At 37.9% G+C, this 22,948-nt stretch carries 21 protein-coding genes, 1 tRNA gene, 1 other RNA gene and 1 pseudogene; 10 read left to right on the top strand and 14 right to left on the bottom strand.

The window, feature by feature from the left end; translation table 11 throughout:
* Positions 1 to 135: 135 nt before the first annotated feature.
* The 3 genes from dnaQ to nudC all read left to right on the top strand — a co-directional run bounded on the left by dnaQ (position 136) and on the right by nudC (position 4,160).
* On the top strand, positions 136 to 1,623 hold the full coding sequence (gene dnaQ / locus EXE10_RS02975; protein WP_130112306.1) for a DNA polymerase III subunit epsilon: 1,488 nt from the start codon (positions 136 to 138) through the stop codon (positions 1,621 to 1,623).
* Between the two features lie 126 nt (positions 1,624 to 1,749).
* Positions 1,750 to 3,390 (top strand): chemotaxis protein, encoded by a 1,641-nt coding sequence (locus EXE10_RS02980; protein ID WP_130112307.1) that lies wholly within the window; start codon positions 1,750 to 1,752, stop codon positions 3,388 to 3,390.
* On the top strand, positions 3,390 to 4,160 hold the full coding sequence (nudC, locus tag EXE10_RS02985; protein WP_130112308.1) for an NAD(+) diphosphatase: 771 nt from the start codon (positions 3,390 to 3,392) through the stop codon (positions 4,158 to 4,160). Before EXE10_RS02980 ends, nudC begins: the two co-directional genes overlap by 1 nt.
* Positions 4,161 to 4,200: 40 nt before the next feature.
* Here the strand turns inward: nudC and EXE10_RS02990 are convergent, their stop codons facing one another.
* The 4 genes from EXE10_RS02990 to EXE10_RS03005 form a co-directional block, all read right to left on the bottom strand.
* Positions 4,201 to 5,094 carry an alpha/beta hydrolase gene (locus tag EXE10_RS02990; protein WP_068974842.1) on the bottom strand — a complete coding sequence of 298 codons (894 nt, stop codon included), beginning with the start codon at positions 5,092 to 5,094 and terminating at the stop codon, positions 4,201 to 4,203.
* Positions 5,078 to 5,782, bottom strand: a complete 705-nt coding sequence (locus EXE10_RS02995) for a BON domain-containing protein (RefSeq protein WP_087552934.1) — start codon at positions 5,780 to 5,782, stop codon at positions 5,078 to 5,080. Before EXE10_RS02995 ends, EXE10_RS02990 begins: the two co-directional genes overlap by 17 nt.
* Before the next feature lie 102 nt (positions 5,783 to 5,884).
* Entirely contained in the window at positions 5,885 to 6,301 is a 417-nt protein-coding gene (locus EXE10_RS03000) for a YraN family protein (RefSeq protein ID WP_130112309.1), read from the bottom strand.
* A 15-nt stretch (positions 6,302 to 6,316) separates the two neighbouring features.
* Complete coding sequence (locus tag EXE10_RS03005; RefSeq protein WP_130112310.1) at positions 6,317 to 7,300, bottom strand: penicillin-binding protein activator; 984 nt, start codon at positions 7,298 to 7,300, stop codon at positions 6,317 to 6,319.
* Positions 7,301 to 7,310: 10 nt separating this feature from the next.
* On the opposite strand from EXE10_RS03005, the gene rsmI reads away from it, so the two are divergent.
* On the top strand, positions 7,311 to 8,153 hold the full coding sequence (gene rsmI / locus EXE10_RS03010; protein ID WP_130112311.1) for a 16S rRNA (cytidine(1402)-2'-O)-methyltransferase: 843 nt from the start codon (positions 7,311 to 7,313) through the stop codon (positions 8,151 to 8,153).
* Positions 8,154 to 8,257: 104 nt separating this feature from the next.
* On the opposite strand, the gene EXE10_RS03015 is transcribed toward rsmI, so the two are convergent.
* The 4 genes from EXE10_RS03015 to ubiH form a co-directional block, all read right to left on the bottom strand.
* Positions 8,258 to 8,881 (bottom strand): glutathione S-transferase family protein, encoded by a 624-nt coding sequence (locus EXE10_RS03015; RefSeq protein ID WP_130112312.1) that lies wholly within the window; start codon positions 8,879 to 8,881, stop codon positions 8,258 to 8,260.
* 66 nt (positions 8,882 to 8,947) lie between these two features.
* On the bottom strand, positions 8,948 to 9,196 hold the full coding sequence (locus tag EXE10_RS03020; RefSeq protein ID WP_068974836.1) for a hypothetical protein: 249 nt from the start codon (positions 9,194 to 9,196) through the stop codon (positions 8,948 to 8,950).
* A 174-nt stretch (positions 9,197 to 9,370) separates the two neighbouring features.
* Entirely contained in the window at positions 9,371 to 10,621 is a 1,251-nt protein-coding gene (locus tag EXE10_RS03025) for an FAD-dependent monooxygenase (protein ID WP_130112313.1), read from the bottom strand.
* Entirely contained in the window at positions 10,618 to 11,829 is a 1,212-nt protein-coding gene (gene ubiH / locus EXE10_RS03030) for a 2-octaprenyl-6-methoxyphenyl hydroxylase (protein WP_130112314.1), read from the bottom strand. Before ubiH ends, EXE10_RS03025 begins: the two co-directional genes overlap by 4 nt.
* A gap of 299 nt (positions 11,830 to 12,128) precedes the next feature.
* Between ubiH and EXE10_RS03035 the strand changes: the two genes are divergently transcribed.
* Positions 12,129 to 12,638 (top strand): ClbS/DfsB family four-helix bundle protein, encoded by a 510-nt coding sequence (locus EXE10_RS03035; protein WP_130112315.1) that lies wholly within the window; start codon positions 12,129 to 12,131, stop codon positions 12,636 to 12,638.
* Positions 12,639 to 12,851: 213 nt separating this feature from the next.
* Here the strand turns inward: EXE10_RS03035 and pepP are convergent, their stop codons facing one another.
* Both pepP and EXE10_RS03045 read right to left on the bottom strand, forming a co-directional pair.
* Positions 12,852 to 14,174, bottom strand: a complete 1,323-nt coding sequence (gene pepP / locus EXE10_RS03040) for a Xaa-Pro aminopeptidase (protein ID WP_130112316.1) — start codon at positions 14,172 to 14,174, stop codon at positions 12,852 to 12,854.
* A gap of 143 nt (positions 14,175 to 14,317) precedes the next feature.
* The gene (locus EXE10_RS03045) at positions 14,318 to 14,950 is read right to left on the bottom strand and encodes a UPF0149 family protein (RefSeq protein WP_087552926.1); all 633 of its coding nucleotides are present in this window, start codon (positions 14,948 to 14,950) and stop codon (positions 14,318 to 14,320) included.
* 64 nt (positions 14,951 to 15,014) lie between these two features.
* On the opposite strand from EXE10_RS03045, the gene EXE10_RS03050 reads away from it, so the two are divergent.
* From EXE10_RS03050 to ssrS, 3 genes are all read left to right on the top strand, one after another.
* On the top strand, positions 15,015 to 15,566 hold the full coding sequence (locus EXE10_RS03050) for a hypothetical protein (RefSeq protein WP_130112317.1): 552 nt from the start codon (positions 15,015 to 15,017) through the stop codon (positions 15,564 to 15,566).
* A 2-nt stretch (positions 15,567 to 15,568) separates the two neighbouring features.
* On the top strand, positions 15,569 to 15,853 hold the full coding sequence (locus tag EXE10_RS03055) for a cell division protein ZapA (RefSeq protein ID WP_130112318.1): 285 nt from the start codon (positions 15,569 to 15,571) through the stop codon (positions 15,851 to 15,853).
* A gap of 100 nt (positions 15,854 to 15,953) precedes the next feature.
* Positions 15,954 to 16,135: non-coding RNA, 6S RNA (gene ssrS / locus EXE10_RS03060), on the top strand.
* 207 nt (positions 16,136 to 16,342) lie between these two features.
* Here the strand turns inward: ssrS and EXE10_RS03065 are convergent.
* The 3 genes and pseudogenes from EXE10_RS03065 to EXE10_RS03075 form a co-directional block, all read right to left on the bottom strand.
* Positions 16,343 to 16,609 (bottom strand): annotated as a pseudogene (locus tag EXE10_RS03065) (Arm DNA-binding domain-containing protein); the annotation flags it as partial.
* A 194-nt stretch (positions 16,610 to 16,803) separates the two neighbouring features.
* Positions 16,804 to 16,893 (bottom strand) — tRNA-Ser (locus EXE10_RS03070).
* 98 nt (positions 16,894 to 16,991) lie between these two features.
* Positions 16,992 to 19,025 (bottom strand): NADPH-dependent 2,4-dienoyl-CoA reductase, encoded by a 2,034-nt coding sequence (locus EXE10_RS03075; protein WP_130112319.1) that lies wholly within the window; start codon positions 19,023 to 19,025, stop codon positions 16,992 to 16,994.
* A 235-nt stretch (positions 19,026 to 19,260) separates the two neighbouring features.
* Between EXE10_RS03075 and EXE10_RS03080 the strand changes: the two genes are divergently transcribed.
* Both EXE10_RS03080 and EXE10_RS03085 read left to right on the top strand, forming a co-directional pair.
* The gene (locus EXE10_RS03080; RefSeq protein ID WP_130112320.1) at positions 19,261 to 20,091 is read left to right on the top strand and encodes a hypothetical protein; all 831 of its coding nucleotides are present in this window, start codon (positions 19,261 to 19,263) and stop codon (positions 20,089 to 20,091) included.
* Positions 20,092 to 20,148: 57 nt separating this feature from the next.
* Positions 20,149 to 20,964 carry a hypothetical protein gene (locus EXE10_RS03085; RefSeq protein ID WP_130112321.1) on the top strand — a complete coding sequence of 272 codons (816 nt, stop codon included), beginning with the start codon at positions 20,149 to 20,151 and terminating at the stop codon, positions 20,962 to 20,964.
* Positions 20,965 to 21,022: 58 nt separating this feature from the next.
* Here the strand turns inward: EXE10_RS03085 and dld are convergent, their stop codons facing one another.
* Complete coding sequence (dld, locus tag EXE10_RS03090) at positions 21,023 to 22,717, bottom strand: D-lactate dehydrogenase (RefSeq protein ID WP_130112322.1); 1,695 nt, start codon at positions 22,715 to 22,717, stop codon at positions 21,023 to 21,025.
* Positions 22,718 to 22,948 lie beyond the last annotated feature (231 nt).

Genomic DNA, 22,948 nt, shown 5'->3' on the forward strand with positions numbered 1-22,948 from the left:
GAATGCTTATTGCATACAAATGTTACAAGAAATTAAAAAAATCTCTGTTCATGCGTAGAAAACGCCGATTTGCGTATACAATAAATTGTTCACCTACGATGTTCAACGCTTAATTCACTTTCATTGGTTATATCTATGTCGCAAACACTCACCCTTTATGTCGATGGCGCTTGTAAAGGCAATCCTGGTCCTGGTGGCTGGGGAGCATATATCATCACGCCAAATGAAGAACATAAACTATGTGGTGGCGAGTTAGACACAACCAATAATCGTATGGAACTTACCGCAGCCATCGAAGGTATTGCTTTTTGCCCTATTTCTGAAAAATTGATCATTTGGACAGATTCTAACTACGTTAAACGTGGTATTACTGAGTGGATCGAAGGTTGGAAAAAGAAAAACTGGAAAGATGTCAAAAATCCAGATCTCTGGAAAAAGTTAGATGCTACATGCCAAGGTCGTGAAATTGAATGGAATTGGATCAAAGGACATGCAGGACATCCAGGTAATGAGATGGCAGATCAGTTAGCCAACTTAGGTACTGAGCAAAGACTTGCAGGTAAAACGACAACTTCCATTACAACTAGTCCAAAAACTGGCAGTCAGCAAGATTCGATTGAACAACAGAACCCTATAGAAAATGATAAAAAAAAAATTGAAAAAGATTGGTTACTAGATGACCCTTTTGGTTTTGATTTCGTAGATTCTGAGGATGAAATGATGTCAAATGAAGAAAACCAGTCAACAAAAAATATGTTACAGAAAAATCTGCAAGTTGACGAACAAGCAGCTGTTCAAGTTGATAATGAAAACAATATGGTGAATGATCAAGTCATGGGCTTAGATATCGAACAGAACGAAACACTTCATGTAGTAACGAATATTCACCCACAAATCTTCATTACGCCTGCAACCATAAAATTACATGGATCTCGTCAATTTATTCTCGATACAGAAACCACTGGTTTCTACTATCAGGATAGTGACCGTATTATCGAAGTCGGTGCGATTGAAATGATCAATCGTAAACTCACAGGTAGTTCGATTCATATTTATATCAATCCTGAAAAACCTGTAGGTGACTCTGAAGCCATCCATGGTATTACAGACGAATTCTTAAAAGATAAACCTAAATACGATGAAATTGCACAAGTGCTTTTTGACTACCTAAAAGGCAGTGAAATTATTGCGCATAACGCAAGCTTCGATATGAACTTCTTAGATATGGAGTTCAAACGCAGTGGTTTACAAGCACTGTCTGAAGTCTGTGAAGTGACAGATACCTTGGCAATGGCGAAAAGCAAACATCCAGGACAGAAAAACTCTTTGGATGCATTAGTGCGTCGTTATGAAATTCCGCAACGTGACCGTACCTTCCACGGTGCATTACTCGATGCAGAGATTTTATCTGACGTCTACTTGGCAATGACTGGTGGACAAGTATCCTTTGACATGGATGCAATTTCTGAACATACTGAACAAGCTTTGGGGAATACCGCACGACAAAAAATCGAAATCGAAGTTCCTGTTATTTTAGCTTCAGCTGAAGAACTTGAAGCGCACGATAACTGGATCAAACAATTCCAAGAAAAGCATGGGGAAGCTTGCATTTTTGCAAAATAATTTTTGACATAAATCATTATTTTTTTATGTAAAGATTCTGTTCTTCAGCTATATTAAACTTAGAAAATCGAACTTCTTTGAGAGCTCGATATAGAACATTTAGATACCCAGGATAGGTGCAGATCAATGTCTTACCAAACCTCTATACATTTTGATCCGACAGCATTACTAATTATTAAAAAAGAAGTTGATAATTCAATTTTACAAGTAGAATCTGCTGTCAGTAGTTTAGTTGAAGATCAAACATTACCTTTTGGTATTGATGATGCATTACTTCAATTTGAACAATGTGCCCATGTACTGATGTTAATTGATATGCCACAAGTCGCAAAAATTACCGAGCTTGCGGCATTATTGATGCGCAAAATCATGCAAAATCCACGTGAAGTAAATACCCAAAATGTGATTGCATTGAGCGAAGGGACAACCATGCTCAAACGCTATATCGAGTTTATTTGTTTACGTGAAGTCAAGGTACCTCAATTCTTACACGACACACTGAATCGTTTAGAACTCGCTCTAGGTTTAGAACTCACACCTGAAGGGCAAGCGATTGCACCACTTCTTGACTGTGTAACACCGAATTTCACTTTGCCACAACCTCCAGAATTGGAAAAATCAGTTTATGTGCATAAACTGTATAAACTCAGTTTGCATAAACTTCTGAAACAACAAGAAACTGAATTAGATTTACAAGCAATTAAACTGGTCGGTGCATATCTTGCCAATGAAGCGAAAGACCAAACCAGTGCTCAATATTGGGCATTAACTTCTGTAGCCTTCAATCAAATTGACAATTTAATTCTCAATGATACACGCCTGAGAACCTTAATCAGTATTGAAACTAATATTTCAACTTTCTTCAAAAATCAAAATGATTTCAAAGCATCATTAACTGATTTAGCCAATATACTGAGTCTTTGTATTAGCCAAGAAGATGAAATTTCACAACATATCCGTGATCAAATCAATATTGGTGAAGATATTCTCACAGATACACAACTACAAATTTTTAGCCGTCATTTGTATGGCCCTGATTTCAATACTGTGCATAGCATCAGCCAGCTCATTACAGATGAAATGTCACAGATTCGTAATGATATTGAGTTTAACTATCAAAATATGAGTGATGAAAAAACTCAAGAATTGAAAACTAAACTGACTGATCTTGCACATGTGTTTAAGGTCTTGAATTTGAACGAAGCATATATTGAACTGAAACAACAAGCTGATCTTCTTTCTCAAGACAATATGCTAAAAGATGAAAACTATGCGCAACAACTGATGAATAGTATTCTTTCTGCGATGAATTCTATTGGTATTCTTGAGCGAAACTACACCTCGAATCGTTTACAGCTTAAAGTGAATAATTTACAAATTTCTTTAGATCGTTTAGATGAGGCACATGATGCCCTACTGACTGAAACGAAAGCCTTGGTAGATTTGAGTGCGCAATCACTGGTGCAATACCTACAAGAACCACAGACCAATCTAGAATCTATTCCATCGCAATTCCGCGAAATCGGCGGTGCGCTGATCTTCCTTGCAGCACGTGATGGTCAAAAAGCTCTACTTCAATCTGCTGAATTTGTTCAAAAAAGCTTAGAGAAAGAGCAAGTATTGAACAAAGAACAAGTTAATAAACTTCTCGATGTCTTGGCAAGTGCAGATATGATGATTGAAAACCTACAAAACAAACAACCTGTTTTGCAGAAAATGTTTGATGTCGCACCAACAAGTAGTCAAAACTTAAAAACGGTAGCTTAATGTCTGACCAAAATTCAGAACTATCACTTGCTTATATCTTCCACCATCATCAACTGTTGGTGGATGAAAACCTACAACTTCCTAAAGTTGAAAAGTTAGCAAATGATCTTAGCTTTAACTCGGGTGATCAAATCATTGCCCGAGATCTTTTTATTGAAGATCAAATTCCGGCAGGCTACCAACTTATTCCGATTCGTCAGTTGATCTCACAATGGACAAAAACTGAATTTGAACAAGCCAGTCGAGCTTTACAACTGCTTGAATGGCGTCGAAATCATAAATTTTGTAGCCATTGTGGGCATGAAACAGAAGTCCATCCTACTGAATATGCTATGGTTTGCCCTGCTTGTCGTTATCATCAGTATCCACGCGTACAACCCTGTATTATCACTGTGATTACCCGTGGCGATGATGAAATTCTTTTAGCAAAAAATGCGAAAAATAAAGGCAGTATGTATGGACTGATTGCAGGTTTCGTTGAGGTTGGGGAAACACTTGAAGAAGCTGTAAAACGAGAAACTTTGGAAGAAGTTGGTTTAAAAGTTAAAAATGTCACCTATCTTTCTAGCCAACCGTGGCCATTTCCAAGCAATCTCATGCTGGCGTTTAAAGCTGAATATGAATCAGGTGAAATCGTACTGCAAGAAGAAGAAATTAGTGATGCACATTTCTTTAAATTTGATAATCTACCTGAAACACCATTCTCAGGTAGTATTGCACATGCCATGATTGAACATGTCATTCACAATACACCTATGCATCAAGAATGAATGTATTACTCAAAAAATAATGTTCAAAAAAATCCCCAATTTATTGGGGATTTTTCATTTCACGATCCAAAATTTGAATAATCTCAGAACGTGTTTTAAAGAAGCGACTAAACAGGCTTGAGACACTACCCATAATTGAAATATGACCTGTTTTGGGAATAGTCACAATTTCACAATGATTACCTTGTGCAATAAGCTGCTGTTTAAAGTCCAAAGAATTTGTATCTTTCACGATTTGATCATTCTGTGCCAAGAATAAGTAATGTTTCACCTCATTCTTTTCGACAAAATAATAAGGCATCACTTGTTGATAGGGTACAGCTTGATCAAAAGCATCTTCTGCTAATGGATCACCTTTATAATCAAAATGATAAGGCCCAGCAATGCCAATTAATGCTTTAATATTTTGCTTTATCGCCAATGAATAATGTTGCGGGTGATAGAGTAAGGAGGCAATATTAAAAGCACCAGCTGAATGCCCAATCAAGGCAATTTTTGCCGTTGAAATCCCCAATCGAGACTGTTGTTGCTCCAAAAAGTTTAAAGCAATCGCCAGATCATCAATATAACTTGGAAATTTATGTGTTGGTGCTAAATGATAATTCATCACTGCAACATCATAACCAAAACGACTAAATGCCTCACCAACAAATTTATACGCTGTCTTATCACCATGACTCCACGCACCACCATGTACAAAGACAATTAATGGCTTAAGTTGAGTTTGATTAGAAACATAGAGGTCTAAACGCTGTCTTGCTTTCAAACCATAAGCAACATTGTGTTTAATGGAATAACCCTTTTTCGGAGTTAATCCATTAATCGTAATGCTGCCTAAATCGTATAAACGAAAATCTTGGTACTGCGACTTTAATACATCAAACTGTTTAAGGAGTTTCTTTTTTAAAGGCTGTAATTTACTGCTGAATAACATTATTTGATGGCTCTGCCGCATTCGGATCAATTGCAACTGGTGTTTGTACATCAGGTTGCTGCACATTGCCGACTACCGGTGCTGTAAAAGCTGAAGGCTGAAGTGAATTATTGGCTTGTTCGATATTATCAATCAAAGTCACAATTTTAGTCACATTGCCAACCTTTTGTAAAACATCATTTAAATCATTAACTTCAGCATTATTCAAACGACCCAATATGTATAGCACCCCATCTTCAGTATGTACAAGAACCTTATTATCTGAAACTACAGGCGCTTTCATGATCAAACCACGTGTATTTGCAGTCACTGTAGCATCTTGCATAATGGTGCTATAACCAATTTGGCTACCGACAGTAATATAATTATGTACCGTCTTAACATCACTCATTGCACGTAAGTTATCTTCAGCCAATTGTTTTAAATGTGCATCTGGAACTTGCCCAGTGAGTAAAACATTACTATGAAAACTATTGATATTCACTCGCGATTGCTTAAAGCGAACATCTAATTTATATAAGTTAATTTTAGCAGTACGTTCAATAGAAGAATCAATAAAAACTTGCCCTAAAGATCTCACACCACTTTCTGTTCCGACTGGTGCAGAACCTGTACCACCGGATATAAAACTTGCGCAACCAGACAAACTTGCTACACACATCATGGTGATGACAATACGCTTTAACACTCAGCAAGACTCCTATTGATTTTAGCCTGTATAACAATGCTTTTATATTGTTAACATGCTGGAAAATATCTTATTTTTTAAATAACTGTGCCTAAATATACATCACAGATTAATCAAGTCTGCATCTAAAGTAAATGCATTTTCAATCCAAGATAGATCATAAGAGATTTTACTCAGGTCTGGCTGTACGTTTTTTGCAATTTTATGATGTAAATCAAAACCAATTACATCAAAACGGCAATAATATTGTGCAAATTGTGGATACTCTTGTAAAAATAGCAGTGCTGTTTTCAACATTTTCCGTTGTTTAGATAAACTCACCACTTCAAAAGCATGCCCCATCTGAGTGGGTGTTCTTGCTTTCACTTCAACAAATACCAGATCTTGTGCTAATTTAGCAATAATATCAATTTCACCAAAACGTGAAAAATAATTCAATTTTACAACTTCATAATGATGCTGAATCAGTAGTTCGACTGCCTCATGTTCAGCCCACGCTCCGAGAGAAAAAATCGTCATTTCAAACTAATTTAACTATTTCACATCTTTCGATCTTTCGAAGAACATATACAAAGGCACCAAATTCGCTTTTGAACGTTCAAAGCATTGTGGAATACGTTCAACACGATTTCCATCAATTTTAATTTTACCCGTTCGACCATTGAAGCTTAATGTTTTAATTTGTGGGTCAAGTACAAATTTTTGCGCGATATACCATGCATCGCCACCAAATGCGTACAATCGTTGATACGCTAGAGATTTAGGTAATTCTTTATTTGCCTTAACGACCTCTTTCCACTCTTTTTCATAAATTGCAGGAACATCACAGAACTTCATGCCTTTTGGTAAAGTCTTTTGTTCTTCGATTGCAATGGCTTGTGTATAAATACGCTTTTCCTGTAGTCGAGGTATACTCGACAACCAATTATTGGTTCCAAGCAACAATATCCCCTCATTTCTTCCAATGACTTTAGGCATTTCATCGATAGGATCAACCTCACCAGAGAAGTTAGAAAAAAGTGCATTGAGGAAGTTAATGGATTCGGTTTCTGTACCTTTTTCACGAACAATATAGAGTTTCGTCACTTTATCATTTTGGATAAAGTCTAATAACGCCAAAGCATCATCATTTTTGGACAGGCTGAATTGCCACACATTCTTATCAGACTGATATACTTCATTTAGCGCTAAAACAGGAATTTTAGGTTTTGTACTCACCAAAACTTCAACATCTGGTCTCGCCAATGGTCCAATGATCATCTCGGTCTTTTTATTGACCTCTTTCTTTAAAATTGATTTTATCGGAATTTGATCAGAATTGACGAATTTCAACGGAATTTCATTTTTTGATGCTTGTGAAGCATTCAATATTCCTTGTTTAATCGTTAATCCAGCTCGCGACATAGGGCCTGTTTCAGGTAAAATGACCAGAATCTCTGCGTGAAGTTGGACGGCAAATCCAACTATTCCCAATAGCGCCACTCTTTTTATACTGTTCAATACTAATTTATTTTTCATGGAGACCTTTATGAGTGCTCAATTATTTGTCGTAGCGACCCCAATTGGGCACTTAGATGATATGACTTTTCGTTCTATTGAAGTATTAAAGTCTGTTTCTATTATTGCGGCAGAAGATACACGTCAATCTGCTCAATTATTAAAGCATTATAATATATCAACTCCGCTCACAGCGTGTCATGATCATAATGAAAGTAACAAAATTGATATACTTGTAGAAAAACTAAAAAATGGTGCGGACATTGCTTTGGTGAGTGATGCAGGTACACCATTAATCAGTGATCCGGGGTTTAAATTAGTTCGTGCTGCGCAAGAGAATGGTATTCGTGTGATTCCTGTACCTGGTGCTTGTGCTGCAATTGCGGCATTGAGTGCGGTCGGTTTACCCAGCGATCGCTTTAGTTTTGAAGGCTTTTTATCATCGAAACAATCTCAACGATTAATTCAGCTCGAGAAGCTTCAACATGAAACCCAAACCATGATTATCTATGAAGCGCCACATCGTATTTTAGATAGCGTAAAAGATATGGCGAAAGTGTTTGGGGCGGATCGTCCTGTTGGTTTTGCACGTGAAATTACCAAAACTTTTGAAACCATTAAAAAAATGACTTTGGGTGAATTGGTGACTTTTATCGAAAATGATCACCATCAACAAAAAGGCGAAATTGTTTTAGTGATTGGTGGTGCACCAGAAGAAAAAGATATGGATCAAGAGAAACTCGATAAGCTACTTAATCGTTTACTTGAAGACCTTTCCGTAAAAGCTGCTTCTCAATTGGCTGCAGATTTAACTGGGATTAAAAAGAAAGTTGCGTATCAACGTGCTTTAGAATTAACACAAAAAGAAGACTAAATTCTGAGCTATTCAGGCTAAAAATGAATTAAATCGTATCTTTAAAGTGGCTGAGTTTAAAAAAACTCAGCCACTTGTTACATAATTTATGATGTAAACATTTATTAATTCTGACCATTATTTCCCCAACGGAGATAGGCAGGTCGTTGACTGAGTAGATCATAGTATTTTTGAACATTGTCTAAAACTGGATGTTCAAGTGGTGTGAGTAGCCATCGTTGAACAGATAGACCAATAGGAATGTCGGCTAGTGTAAACTCATTGCCTGTAACAAAGGCTTGGGTCTTTCCTAACTGAGCATCCAATATTTCCATATTTTTTGTCCAAGCTTGGATACTATTTTCCACTTGAATCTTGTCCTGATGCAATGGTGAATCTCGCACTAAATGCATCAATGCATAAGTCCAACTGTTATTCAGTTCAATGCCCTGCCAATCGATCCATTGATCAATCAACGCCCGTTTTTGAGGATGCTCTGAATACAATTTTTCCCCAGTATATTGATTCGCTAAATAACGAATAATGCTATTCGACTGCCAAAGAACAAACTCTTGATCAATAAGAACAGGAATGGTTGCATTTGGATTCAAGTGTATAAATTCAGGTGATCTTGGAGATTGGAACCCTCGTCCCCAGTCTTCTCGTTCATACGCTAAATTCAGTTCATCACATAGCCACAGGACTTTTCTAACATTAATTGAATCAGCACGCCCTAAAATTTTAAGCATTATCCAACCTCATTTTTCCAAATAAAAAGCACCACTAGTGTGATGCTTCATTTTAAAATTTTATGACTATTCAGCAGACTCATCTGGTGGAACTTCTGTTATTTTTCCACCACGTGCCAAAAATGCAGCCACTTCATCTTCTAGGGCTTCACGTTGTCTTTTCTTAGCTGTTACTGTCAAAGTTTCAGCCTCGGCAAGATCAGAATCACTTACGGTAGAATCACTAGCAGCAGCACCTTTTTCGGCAGCTTTTGCCTCATCATCATCTACAACGCTGTCTTCTGAATTATCATCATAATCATTTGAATCTGTCATCTTGCACTCCCCATCAATGACTTTGATATACCAACTGAAAATTGGTGATCTTTAGCAAGAAATGTATCAAGCTCTTTCCGATTCGACTAGTATCTAAATGCACAAAAGTGAATTTTTTTTAATCAAAATCGTAATTTTATTTAAGTGATTGTTTAAAAAATATCACCAATAGATTTAAACTGCATATTGAGTACGATTTAACGTTGCCAAACCATTTGCCTGAGCCATAAATTGGTCTTTCAAAAATGGTTGTTTCTCAACTTGTTTCAAACCAAAATTACGTGCCCACACAAATGGGAATAGTTCAGCAGACTCTAAAAATCCAATCGCAGACATACTATGCATCATGGCATCGTTCTGCCCTTTACGCTGATGTTCATAACGTTTTAAAGTTTGCTCATGCGCCCAAACACCGCGTTTTTTATCTTTTAATAACACATCGCATAAAACAGCCGCATCTAAACAACCAATATTGACGCCTTGCCCTGCCAAAGGATGAATCACATGTGCGGCATCTCCGATCAATGCCAATCCATCTTTCACATAACGTTGCGCTGCTCGTGCTTTAAGTGGGAATTTAGCTCGTGGAGTCGCTTCTAATACCTCACCGAGCATGTGGTGACTTTCACGTGTTAATAATTGACAAAAATCTTGATCATTTAAACCTGAAAACTCATCTGCATAATCATCAGGTAATGTCCAAACAATCGAAATCCAATGTTCCGCTTGTTCAGGCTTTAAACTCGCCATCGGTAAAAATGCCAAAGGCCCTGTCGGGTGGAAAATCTGACGTGCCACATACTGATGCGGTTGAGTAGTCCGAATCGCACATGTCAAACCTGCTTGTTTGTAATCTAGAACATCTAAATCAATGAAAGCTTGTTCACGAACAAACGAATTTGCACCATCTGCACCAATGACCAATTTAGTTTTAAGCTCAGTACCATCCGCTAATTTAATGATCCAACAACCGACACCTTGTTCCACTCGAACCACTTTAACTTGAGTACGATAATCTTGCAGTTTTTCCAGCATTTGTTGCTGAATTACTAGATTCAACAAACTTGGCTCAACCATTGAACCTAAAGCTTGTTCAGCAGTTGGAAATTTTTCAGAGGCTTGTCCGAAGTTAATTTCACCATAACCATTTTTATTCCAAACTTGCATGCCTGTATACGGCATTTGACGAGCAAGTTTATCCCAGACATTGACTGTTTTAAGTAAATGGATCGTGGCTTGACTGAGCGCTAAAACACGTGGATTTGCAACGGATAATGTCTTTTCAGCATCCAAAATTGGCGCAGCATCTAATACCGTCGCTTGAACCCCACCCTGTGCTAATAACAACGCAGTGAGTCCACCGACTAAGCCACCACCAATGATGACTACATCGAGTAAATTTGCGTGTCGATTTAAATCACTCATGCTTTTAACCCCATCGCATAGTTGGCAACAAGTGGTTTAATGCCAGGAATCACGTCAAAAGCCACTAAACCTGTATTACGTAATAATTTCAGCATCGGGTTTTGATTACTAAACCCACGCACGACTGAATCACAGAATTTAATCACACGTCTTTGATCTGCTAAACGTGACTGCTCATAGGCTTTAAGCATTTCAGGTTCGCCAATATCATCGGATTTGGCAATCTGTTCAATGATATAACGCACTAATACATCTGCATCGCGCATACACAAGTTAAAGCCTTGCCCTGCCACTGGATGAATGGTATGTGCCGCATTACCCATTAGGATCACACGTCCAACTGCTTGTTTCTCTGCCAAAACTTGTGACAATGGGAAACTAAAACGCTTACCTGTTTTTTGGAACTTCCCTGCGCGGTCGCCATAGGTTTCTTGTAAAGCATCTAGGAAATGTTGATCATTTTCATCACCTAACCATTCGCCTTCTGTGCCTTTTTGCACTGGCCAAACCACAGAACGACGACATTCACCAGGTAATGGTAATAATGCCAATGGACCTAAATGGCTAAAACGTTCAAAGCCAACCTGTTGATGTGGTTTAGAGGTTTGTACTGTAGTCACAATTGCAACTTGGTCATAATCATGCACATCGACACCTACACCAAGTGCTTGACGACAGAATGAATCTCGTCCATCAGCAGCAATCACCAATTTTGACTTGAGTGAATGGGTATAGTCGTCATTTCGGGTTGCTTCTACATAGACAAAATCACCATCTTGTTTTAATGATGAAACTTGCACGCCATCGATCAATTCAATTAATGATTGTTGACGAACTTGTGTAAGTAACACGCGTCCTAACCAAGCATTTTCAATCACTTGACCAAAGCTTTCGACTTTTTCTTCATCAGCTTTCAAACGTGCTTTACCAAAGCTTCCTTGTTCGGTGATATGTACTTCAAGGATTGGGGTCGCATGTTCTTGTAAGGCATCCCACAAACCTAGTTTTTGGTAAATTTGTACGGTACGGCGGGATAATGCAGTATTTCGTGCATCGAAACTTGAATGATAAGGTGCAACAGTTCCATCATCATAATTTGGGTATTTCACAGCTTCTAAAAGTTTTACTGCAATATTGGCTTTTGCCAACATCAGAGCCAAACTCAGCCCAACCATTCCACCGCCAACGATGATGACTTCTTGTTGCATGCTTTGATCCTTTCTATACACGATTCAGCGAACTGAATCCTTATAATCTTGATTGATTTCATCTTACATGAAGCACGATTATTTTTGTATGGAAAATCAATATTGTTGTTTTGAATTGGTACACAACCATCAATTTTCGCATAAAAATCATCTGAATCCTTTTTATAGAACAGAGCAATTTCACAGAAAACTAAGTTTGAGTTAAAATCAGTTTTGAATAGATACAAGCTTTTGAAATATCTTAACAAACACGTATATTTCGCATAAAGTGTTTATGTTAATTTTAGGAAAAGTTAAACATGAAGATTTATGAATCCAAAGAAGAATTAATAGATGCGATTAGAAACTCGTTTAACAAATATTTAGCAGAATTTAGTCATGTTTCAGAAGACGATAAAAATAAAATAATTAATGGTGTTGATAAGACTCCTTCGCAAAATATTTCCTACCAATTAGGATGGGTCAATTTACTATTAAAATGGGAAAAGGATGAAAAGGCAGGAATACAAGTTATAACGCCTAAAGAAGGGTTTAAATGGAATAATTTAGGTGCTCTATATCAAGAGTTTTACCAAGAATATGGTCAGCATTCTCTTGATGAAAATACAGTTTTATTATCAAATAAAGTAGATGAGGTTATAGATTGGGTTCAAAGCCTAACAGATGATGAATTATTTTCAATCAACCAAAGAAAATGGGCAACGACACCTGCTCAATGGCCTGTATATAAATGGATTCACATAAATACAGTTGCTCCTTTTACTAATTTTAGAACGCAAATTAGAAAATGGAAAAGACTTCAAAAATAACCACCCTCTTGAATACAACGAGCATCATGAAAAATATTAATTATTTTAAATTAGTAACTTATAGCAAAGAAATAATTGATTAGATTCTTTCATTTCATGTTTCTTAAACTAAAGTTTCCCAATTTTCAATTTAAGAAAGCTCAAATAGTATAATACCAATCAATTTCTAAACTGACTGGTATTAAATCTATGGCTAATTTCACAACTCAAAACTTATTTTGACTGTGCCATCAACGCTTCAATATCATCAACTGACTTCACGACATTTTTGGTCAATACCAATGGACCATGTGCAGTCGCAACAACATCATCTTCGATACGAATACCAATCCCACGCCATTTGGCATCTACAGTTTCATCATCAGGTGCAATATACAAACCAGGTTCAACCGTAATCACCATACCTTGCTCAAACAGACGAGCATTGCCATGCCGATCTTTATAAGCACCGACATCATGCACATCCATACCCAGCCAATGCCCTGTGCCATGCATATAAAACTGACGATAACTTTCAGATTCAATGATTTGATCGACATCACCATGCATAATGCCAAGTTTGACTAAACCCTCAACCATGATTCGTACAGCGATGTTATGCGGTTCTCTATAAGAATTATCGATTTGAATGGCATCAATCGCAGCAAGTTGAGCATCTAAAATAATTTGATACAGTGCTTTCTGCTCAGGGCTAAATTTCCCATTCACAGGGAAAGTTCGTGTGATGTCTGAGGCATAACATTTATATTCACAAGCCGCATCAATTAAAACCAAATCACCATCTTTGAGTGATTGATTATTTTCAACATAATGCAGAATACAGCCATTTTTACCACCACCAACAATACTGTTGTACGACGGCACACAACCATTCTGACCAAACACATAATTCAATTCAGCTTCGAGTGCATATTCCATCATATTTGGACGGACGTGTTGCATGGCACGCGTATGCGCTTCAGCACTGATATTTGAAGCGATTTGCATCAATTCAATTTCTTGTTCAGATTTATGCAAACGCATTTCGTCGAGTATTTGATCGAGTTGAATCAATTGTGTAGGTACACCAAAACCACGACTCGCATCATGTGCTTGTTTGATCCAAGCACTGACTTTGGCATCAAATTCTGTGCGTTGCCCAATTCGATAAAATAATTTTTCTTTATTTAAAATTTTGGCAATAATTTCTTCATCAAGCAGATCAATTGCATAGGCTTCATCTGCTTCATAATCATCCACAGCACCATCTACACCTGCACGGTAACCATTCCAAATTTCCATCTCACGGTTACGTTCACGACAGAATAAACTATAAATATATTCTTCACCGTCAGCATCGGTTTCAATCACTGCAACGGCTTGAGGTTCGGCGAATCCTGTAAGATAGAAAAAACTACTGTCCGCACGGAATTTATAATCTGCGTCAGCATTTCGCATCACTTCAGGACTGGTTGCGATAATGGCAATACTATTGGGACCCATTTGCTCTGCGAGGCGGTCACGACGTTCCTGAAAATCGACTTGAGTCAGTTTCATTCTAGATCAGCTTTTGTTTTAAATTTGGAGTAATAAGGCAATATTTAACTTACATCTGCATGATGATGAATGCAAATATTGTCCTCATTTGTGGTTTACACCTCTCACAGATGCGAAAGGTGTAATAGAAGAATGTTCAACAATTAACTTGGACGATGCGGAGTAAACATTTCCACAACGCTGTTACTTTCTGTGGCATCAATTGCTTGTTTCATCTTGCCATGAAAGTTTTGCAATAAAGGGCTTTCCGCAACAGCAACTTTTTTACGCCCCATTGACAATGACACCGGAATTAAACGCACAAATTCGTATAATTCTTGATAGCTTTCTTCGCCTTCTTCATCATCGTCAGATTCATCAAATTCGACAGAAGCCACATCTTGTAAACTTTCAATCAATTCTTGTTCATCTGAACGGATATGACCTGAAGCCAGACCAAAACCTAGTACAACACCTGCACACCAATCTGCGAGCGCTTGTACACGTTCTGCCAATGTATGTTCATCATCTGGCAGCATCGGTAAATAGTCCAATTCATCTTCTGAAAGCGCATGTGAAACATCTTCTGTTTCATCTGCTAAGATTTCTAAAGCTTGATCGGTTAATTTTGGTACATCGAGTGTAGATAAAATTTGTAACCATTCATCAGGGGTTGGTATTTCTGTAACACAAACTATACCTGTCAACAAACCATGTAACTCACTCGGGCTTGAAATTTCTTCAATCCCTTCAAAATTTTGCTTCCAATCTGACCAACCTGAAATATCGTCTTGCATTCGCTTATCCAATCTCTATACTTCTCTATATATTACCTTTGATTGCAAATCTGTGCGACCCGTTATGTTAGAACAATTACAGCGTCTACAGACGCATATTGGTGTTTTAAAAACACGAATCGAAACACTTGAGAAAGAAAATGCATCGTTGTTAAAAGAAAAAGATAACAGCGAAGAGCAAGCTCACTCTCAAATTAGTCATAAAAACAGCCTGATTACCCAAAAACAAGATGAAATTGAAAATCTGACTGAACAACTAACACAGTTACAAAATCAGCATGCTTCCCTAAATACTGATGCTACGGCCTTGGCTGAACGTTATGCTCGTTTAGAAAAAAGTTGTACTGATCTAAAAAATCGTTTTCAGGAAATTTTAGCTGAACGCAATGAATTACGTGTCATCAAAGAAAAGATGGCAAATGAAACCCGCCATCATTTACACGATATTAAAAGTCTTCAAGATGAACGTGAACGCTTAATTCAGAAAAATGAACATGCGAAATCTAAGGTTGAAGCGATTATTCAACGTTTGGCTATTTTAGGCACTGAACAAGATCATCATGCGCAAGAAATTCAACAGCTTGCCCATCCATCTGAAAGCAATGAGGAAGTTTAATCATGTCAGAACAAGTAACTGTGGAGCTTCGTCTGATTGAACAAATTTTTCGTTTGGCAACGACTTCAGATAAAAAGCCTGATTTGGAAAAAGCTGGACAATTGTTGAATAATAAATTTCAAGAATTTCGTCGTAAAGCTCCGAATGTTGAACATAATAAATTGGTGATCATGGTTGCTCTTGAACTGATGCAAGAAGTGCTGACCATGAATAAAACGTTACAAGAATATGCACAATGTGAACGTTTGCTTGAAAGCATGTTGGAAGATGTTGAAAAAGCGGGATAAACCGCTTTTTTTTCATGCAAATGATATGAGTTTTCGCTTCAATATTATGAAATATGGGTACTAATGATTTGCCTCATCCCTCAGATTATGTATACTTAATATAACTCTGGGATGTTCGCCAGTACGTCTATTCCCCTGCCGATACTTAAACTTACGGATGCGTTCTGTGTATTTTGAGTGTATGCCCACCCCGAGTGGGAAACCCATTAAGTACGCGTCGTGTCCACCTTGAACTCATCGGGTTCAGGGTAACGACCATGCAGCGGCATCTTCGGAGTGTTTTATTTTAATAAATAACAATAAGTTAAGAATAATAATTTTAAATCTAACTAAACATTCACCTAAAATAAATCCTGTAACCAATATGTAACCTTTAGAAATATCACATAATATTCTAATGTATGGTTTCAGTTATTATAAAAATAATCCAAAGATTTAAACTCACGAAAACTTTTTAAAATAACCTTCCTTTAGAAAAATCAGGTAAAAAGGCTTTATTGTAATTCTTTTTTGCTTTTTATACTCATCACGAATTTCTCTTGCCTGTTCTAATGTGATTTCAGGATATGTCCCAAGAGATAAGTCATTTTTTCCCGTGGACGGTCGCGTGTAATTAAAGATCCAATATTTGCTACCATTAGAATCTATTCGTAAATAAAGACTCCCACCATCTGAAAGTTTTATCACATTCTCAGAATCAGGTTTCGACTTCTTTACTTGTAACGCAGTTAATTTATTTATTGCACGCGCAACCATAAAAGTACACACATAAAAAAGCAGTAAGAAAAATCTTACTGCTTTTTTACTACTTTATAACGACCAATTGTCACGGTTTGACAAACCACAACACAAAGTATTCCCTAATTTTAATATTGAAAATGATCATTTTTCTAGCATAGAAAAAACTCAGGTAATAAAAAGCCCTTGTTTACACAAGGGCTTTTTGAATTTGGCGGAAGCGGTGAGATTCGAACTCACGGAGGACTCGCGCCCTCGTCGGTTTTCAAGACCGGTGCATTAAACCGCTCTGCCACGCTTCCATGTGCGCCATAATACGAAGCTTTTTCGATTATGACAAGTAAAAATTACAGCCAAAGCATTCAAATGCATAATGTTTCATCAAATGCCTCAGTTTTTCTTAAAGTTTGGCTGCTATTTCAGCACCTTCACGAATTGCACGCTTTGCATCAAGCTCACCGGCTAACTTCGCACCACCAATAATATGATACTGTGCCAAGGTTAATTCACCCTCTTGCGGCATTAAATCTTTTACAGATTCCTGTCCTGCACACACCACGATTGTGTCTACACGAAGCAATTGATCATGCCCATTGGTTTCGATCCATAAACCTTCATTGGTCACTGCTTTATACTGCACACCACGCATCATACGGACTGCATGCTTTTTCAACTGCGCACGATGTACCCAACCTGAGGTTTTTCCTAAGCCAATACCCAATGGTGTGGTTTTACGTTGCATCAAATAAATCTGACGAATTGGTGCTTCAACTTCAGCAGGCACAGAACCGCCTTCGGTCATATAGTTTGGATTTGGGTCTACGCCCCATTCACGTTGCCAATCTGCCAAAGGCTGTGGTTGCGGCTGATGTTCAGGCTTTAACAAAAACTCAGATACGTCAAAACCAATCCCACCTGCACCGATCACAGCAACACTATGACCCACAGGCGCACCGCGCAATACTTCTGCATACGACAACACTTGTGGTGCATCACTGCCTTCAATTTTCAAACCACGCGGTACAACACCTGTTGCAATCACCACTTCCTCAAAACCTTCACGTTCCAATTGTTCACGATTCACTTTGGTATTTAAGCGTAAGTCCACACCTGTTTTTTCGATTTGAACTTTAAAATAACGAATAGTTTCATGGAATTCTTCTTTGCCTGGCACAACTTTCGCCAAATTAAACTGCCCGCCCACTTCACTCGAAGCTTCAAACAAAGTCACTTGATGGCCACGTTCAGCTGCCACAGTTGCCGCAGACATCCCTGCAACACCACCACCAACAACTGCAATTTTCTTCGGTTTTTTAACTTTTAAATAAACCAATTCAGTTTCATGTGCTGCACGAGGGTTCACTAAACAACTTGCACGTTTATTTTGGAATGAATGATCTAAGCAAGCTTGATTACAGGCGATACAGGTATTAATTTCATCAACACGATTGGTTGCTGTTTTATTCACCCAAAATGCATCGGCAAGTAATGGACGTGCCATTTGCACCATATCCGCTTTGCCTGCTGCCAAAATTTCTTCAGCAGTTTCAGGCATATTGATACGATTCGATGCAATTACAGGTACAGAAACATGCTTTTTCACTTCTGCGGTGTAATCAACAAATGCCGCTCGAGGTACCGAAGTCACAATCGTAGGAATGCGTGCTTCGTGCCAACCAATACCTGTATTTAACAAGGTAATGCCTGCTTTTTCCAAAGCCTGCGCAACAGTAATCACTTCATCCATGGTGTTGCCATCATGGACTAAATCAAGCAATGACAAACGGAAACAAATAATAAACTTTTCACCGACTTTTTCACGGATCGCTTTCACGATTTCCACAGCAAAACGCATACGGTTTTCAATCGAACCACCCCAACGGTCTTCACGCTGATTGACATGGCGACTTAAAAATTGGTTCAGTAAATAGCCTTCTGAACCCATGATTTCCACGCCATCATAGCCTGCTTTTTTCGCTAAACTCGCTGTTTTTGCATAATCATGAATAGTATCCAAAATCAGACTATCGCTCATTTGACGTGGTTTAAACATCGAAATCGGTGATTTTATCGGGCTTGCAGACACCACAAATGGCTGATAGCCATAACGTCCTGAATGTAAAATTTGCATCAGAATTTTAGCGCCATGCTTATGTACTGCATGCGTCACGAGGCGATGTGGTGCAACATCACCCAAGGTATTCATCGTACCACCTGCGGGTAACAACCAACCTTGGCGGTTTGGCGAAATACCACCTGTGATGATCAAGCCAACGCCACCTTTGGCACGTTCACCAAAATAGGCTGCAAGTTTTGGATAATTATAAAAACGGTCTTCCAAACCTGTATGCATCGAACCCATCACGACACGGTTTTTAATGGTCGTAAATCCCAAATGCAATGGTTTTAAAATATGTGCATAGCTAGTTGTCATGATGAATCCTTTTAGTTTGGCTTTGCAACTTGTTGCATATTACTTTATCGAGTTTTAAAAATTTTGTGATGACTATTTATGATATTTTCATGGTTGATTGTGTCAATTCAGCCAATCCTGTCAAGTCCAATCGCAGTCTTTTCAAAGAGATCAATACAGCTTTACAACAATCACATATAAAAGTTCAGTTAGGCTAAACACACGAATAAAACTTAGAAATGAGACGATTTTCCCGATGAGCCATCCTGTTTTTTTAACACATTCAATCTTTAACCACATGCCAATGGGCAGTGAAAATCAGTGGCATGAATTTTTTCATACTGCTTCCTTTGAATTGGAAGCTGATGCTTTTATTCCGATTTTATGGTTAATGCTATTTCGTCAGGCAAATTTAAAATGGGCAAAATATACGGATGAATTTGATATTTCTAATGCCGATGTTCAAGTGGATTTAGCAGAATACCACGATCAATTTGGCGATGCACAATATGCCTATTTGGTGATTGATCAACAACAAGCTTTGGCAAATTTAACTGAACAAAAATCTGTATTTATAGAAATTTTTGGTGCTGAGAATATTGTACATTTTGAACAGTTTAAAACACTCATCGAACAACATTTCCCACAATATATTTTACTTCGACCAAGTGGTTTGGCTTTAGATTTAAATGATGCTGAATTTTTATTGCAACCTTTACAACAACTTGAATATTTTCAGCAAGATCCATCACAGCACTTAGGTTTTGCAGAGTTTCAACGCCAAGATTTCGCTCGTTTTGATGATCATCCTTATTATTTTTATGGCTCAAATCCGATGGAGATGATTACACCCTCTCTCAAAGAAAATGTTGATGAATTAAAAGATATTAAGGATATTAACACCACGACTGAATCATCAAATTGGGCGATTTGGATCTGCACAGCAATTGTTGTTTTAGCCACTTTAGCCGTTTATTTTACAACGCATTCAGTGCTTTACTCGGCTGTTGTATTTTTTGTCAGTGCATTTATTTTAGGTTTTATTTCATCGAAAATAGGGAACAAAGAAAATTCATCCAAAACATGAGAACGTGATTCGAAATAAACTCAATGTGAATTTCAAAATCAATATGAGAATAATAAGATGGGATTGTATGCATTTTTAGACAGCTGTGAATTGGATCATATGCCAAATGGCAGTCTGAATGAGTGGGATAGCTTAAAGCCGAATGCATTTTCATTGGAATGTAAGTCTTTTATTCCACTGATGTGGTGGTTACTCTATCAACAGAATAGTATCCAACATGCACGCTATGTCGATGAATTTGATATAGATGACCCACAATCCGATATGGCTCGTGAGGAATGTATCGAAGATTACGGTGATGCAACCTATCCCTATTTTGTTATTTCTCAATCTCAAGCCTTACACAATCTTATACGACGTAAACAGGGATTTTTAAGTATTTTCGGGCAAAATTTCTCTGCATATTATGATGATTTTTATCAGCTCATTGAAATATATTATCCGAACTATATTTTATTCAGACCTAATTATTTAGATTTATCTGAGCAATCAGAACAAGAGTTTCGAGATAAACTTTCTATTTATGAAGCCTTAGAATCCATGCAGATCGAAGCTCATCAAAATTATTGGGACACAGTTCAAACTGATCTATCACATTGGGAAAGCGATTTAAGATATTTTCTGTTAGGTACACGCTATTCAGGCGAAGAAATCGAGCAACTTCAATATATTCAAAACCAATATTATATTGAACCTGCATCTAAAAAGAATGAACTGCCCGAATGGTTATCATGGCTACTCGCTGTAATCATAGCAATCCCTGCCATCTTCGTTTGGTTCAAAACCCATTCTACTTTTTTTACTGTTATGGCTTTTAGTGTGAGTGCATTCCTCATCGGTATATTACTCATCCGATTTTCATCACATAAATAAAAAACAGTCTGATTAATCAAACTGTTTCGACTATACACAAACAAATATTAATGAACGACTATTTCCAATTTTTTAACTTCGATGTATACCCAATTCCCACATTAAAGCTATTGGTCGGATCGAGTTTCTGATAATGATTTTTCAGTGCAGGTTTCGCCACATATAAATGTCCGACATTATGTTCCGCAGGATATTCCGCACCACGATCATCGAGCAAATTCCACATTTCATGTTCCATTGCCAAAGGATCAACACCTTTTTGCACAATATAATCCTGATGAAACACATGACACAGAAAATGTCCGTAATACAATTTATGAATGATTTTTTCATCCATCGCTTTAGGCAAAGTTTCTACCCATTCACGGTCATTACGGCGTAGTGCAATATCAAGCGCGACAATATCTTCCACTTCGGAGCGATGCGTATCACGATAACGAATTGCTGCGCCTGCTACCGCAAAGCGATGTAAAAATGCTTTGCGTCCTTCTTCATCGGTGCATTTAAAATAATTGCCTGAAGTTTTATCGGAAAAATAAGTTTTTAAATATTGCTCAACCTGATCAACATCCTGATTTTCAATACGAATCATCAAATGATGTTCATACAGATCACGAAATTCATTCATACGCTGTGGTAAATGATTCGGTAACATTTTGGTGACTATCTGCAAAACCTTATCAGATAAACCACGTAAACCTACTTTCTCCAGATAGCCATCAACTTTATCTTTCATGGCAAATGCAGCAGGCACTTTTGCTGTACCGAATTTCTCAATGAACATAAAACTGTCTTTGCCGTATTCCGCACCTATGTCATAAGCAACACGATGAATATACTCACCAGCAATCGGCAATCGTGGCAAATCTTTCAATAAAAAACGACGAATTTCGGTCAAATCATCCTGTGAGTTTGTGCCTACATAAAACACCTGACTTGGAATCTTTTCAAAGGTATCCAGACGCACTGCAAATACACAGACTTTCCCTGCCGAACCTGATGCTTCGAATAGGCGTGATGGATCTGCATTAAAACGTGCAGGAGTATTTTCATCGACCTGTTTCACATCATGTGAATAACGTTGATCGGAAGCACAGCAACTTGAATTGTTAATAATGTCATGGCTTTGATAATTTTTATTTTCAAGCGCAGTTAAAATTTGCTCAGGTGTTTCACCCAAATTTACACCTAAATGATTTACTAACTCCAGTTCACCTGAATCATTGACTCGTGCATATAAAGCCAGTTCTGTATAAGCAGGACCACGGCGTACCAATGCACCGCCTGAGTTATTACACACTCCACCAAGCACCGATGCACCAATACATGAAGAACCAATCACTGAATGCGGTTCACGATTAAACGGTGCTAAATCTTTTTCAAGTTTATCCAGTGTCGCGCCAGGCAAGCAGATGACCTGTTTGCCTTCATTAATGACCTGAATCCCCACCAATCTTCGGGTACTGATCAACACCACAGGGCGGTCATAGTCATCACCGAATGGCGTTGAGCCACCAGTCAGCCCTGTATTGGCAGCCTGCATGATCACCACACAATCCGCTTCAACAGCCGTTTTTAAAACCTGCCATTGCTCCAGTAAACTGCCAGGTGCAACAACAGCAAGCACTTGCCCTGCACCATAACGACGACCTTGTCGGTATAGGCGTGTATCAGTATCGTCGGTTAAAACATGTTGTTTTCCAACGATGAGAATAAGGTTTTGAATTGTGTTTGAAGCTGATTGGGTTTGCATATTATTTCCTGCCCATTGATTTTTAGGCTTTTCAATAAAGCTTTACTTTTAAATAACACACTAATTGAAACTGAATTAATCACTATAGTTGCTATCGTGTGGCGGCATGGATGCCGCCGTTGGGCGGGGGTATAGGACATACCCCTCGCCCAACAAAGGATTTTTGTTACTTTTGATCCGTCAAAAGTAAGGCATAGCCTACACAAATCAATTTAAACTTTTAATACTACT

It is taken from the genome of Acinetobacter sp. WCHAc060033 (genome assembly GCF_004209125.1).
Classification (GTDB): Bacteria; Pseudomonadota; Gammaproteobacteria; order Pseudomonadales; family Moraxellaceae; genus Acinetobacter; species Acinetobacter wuhouensis.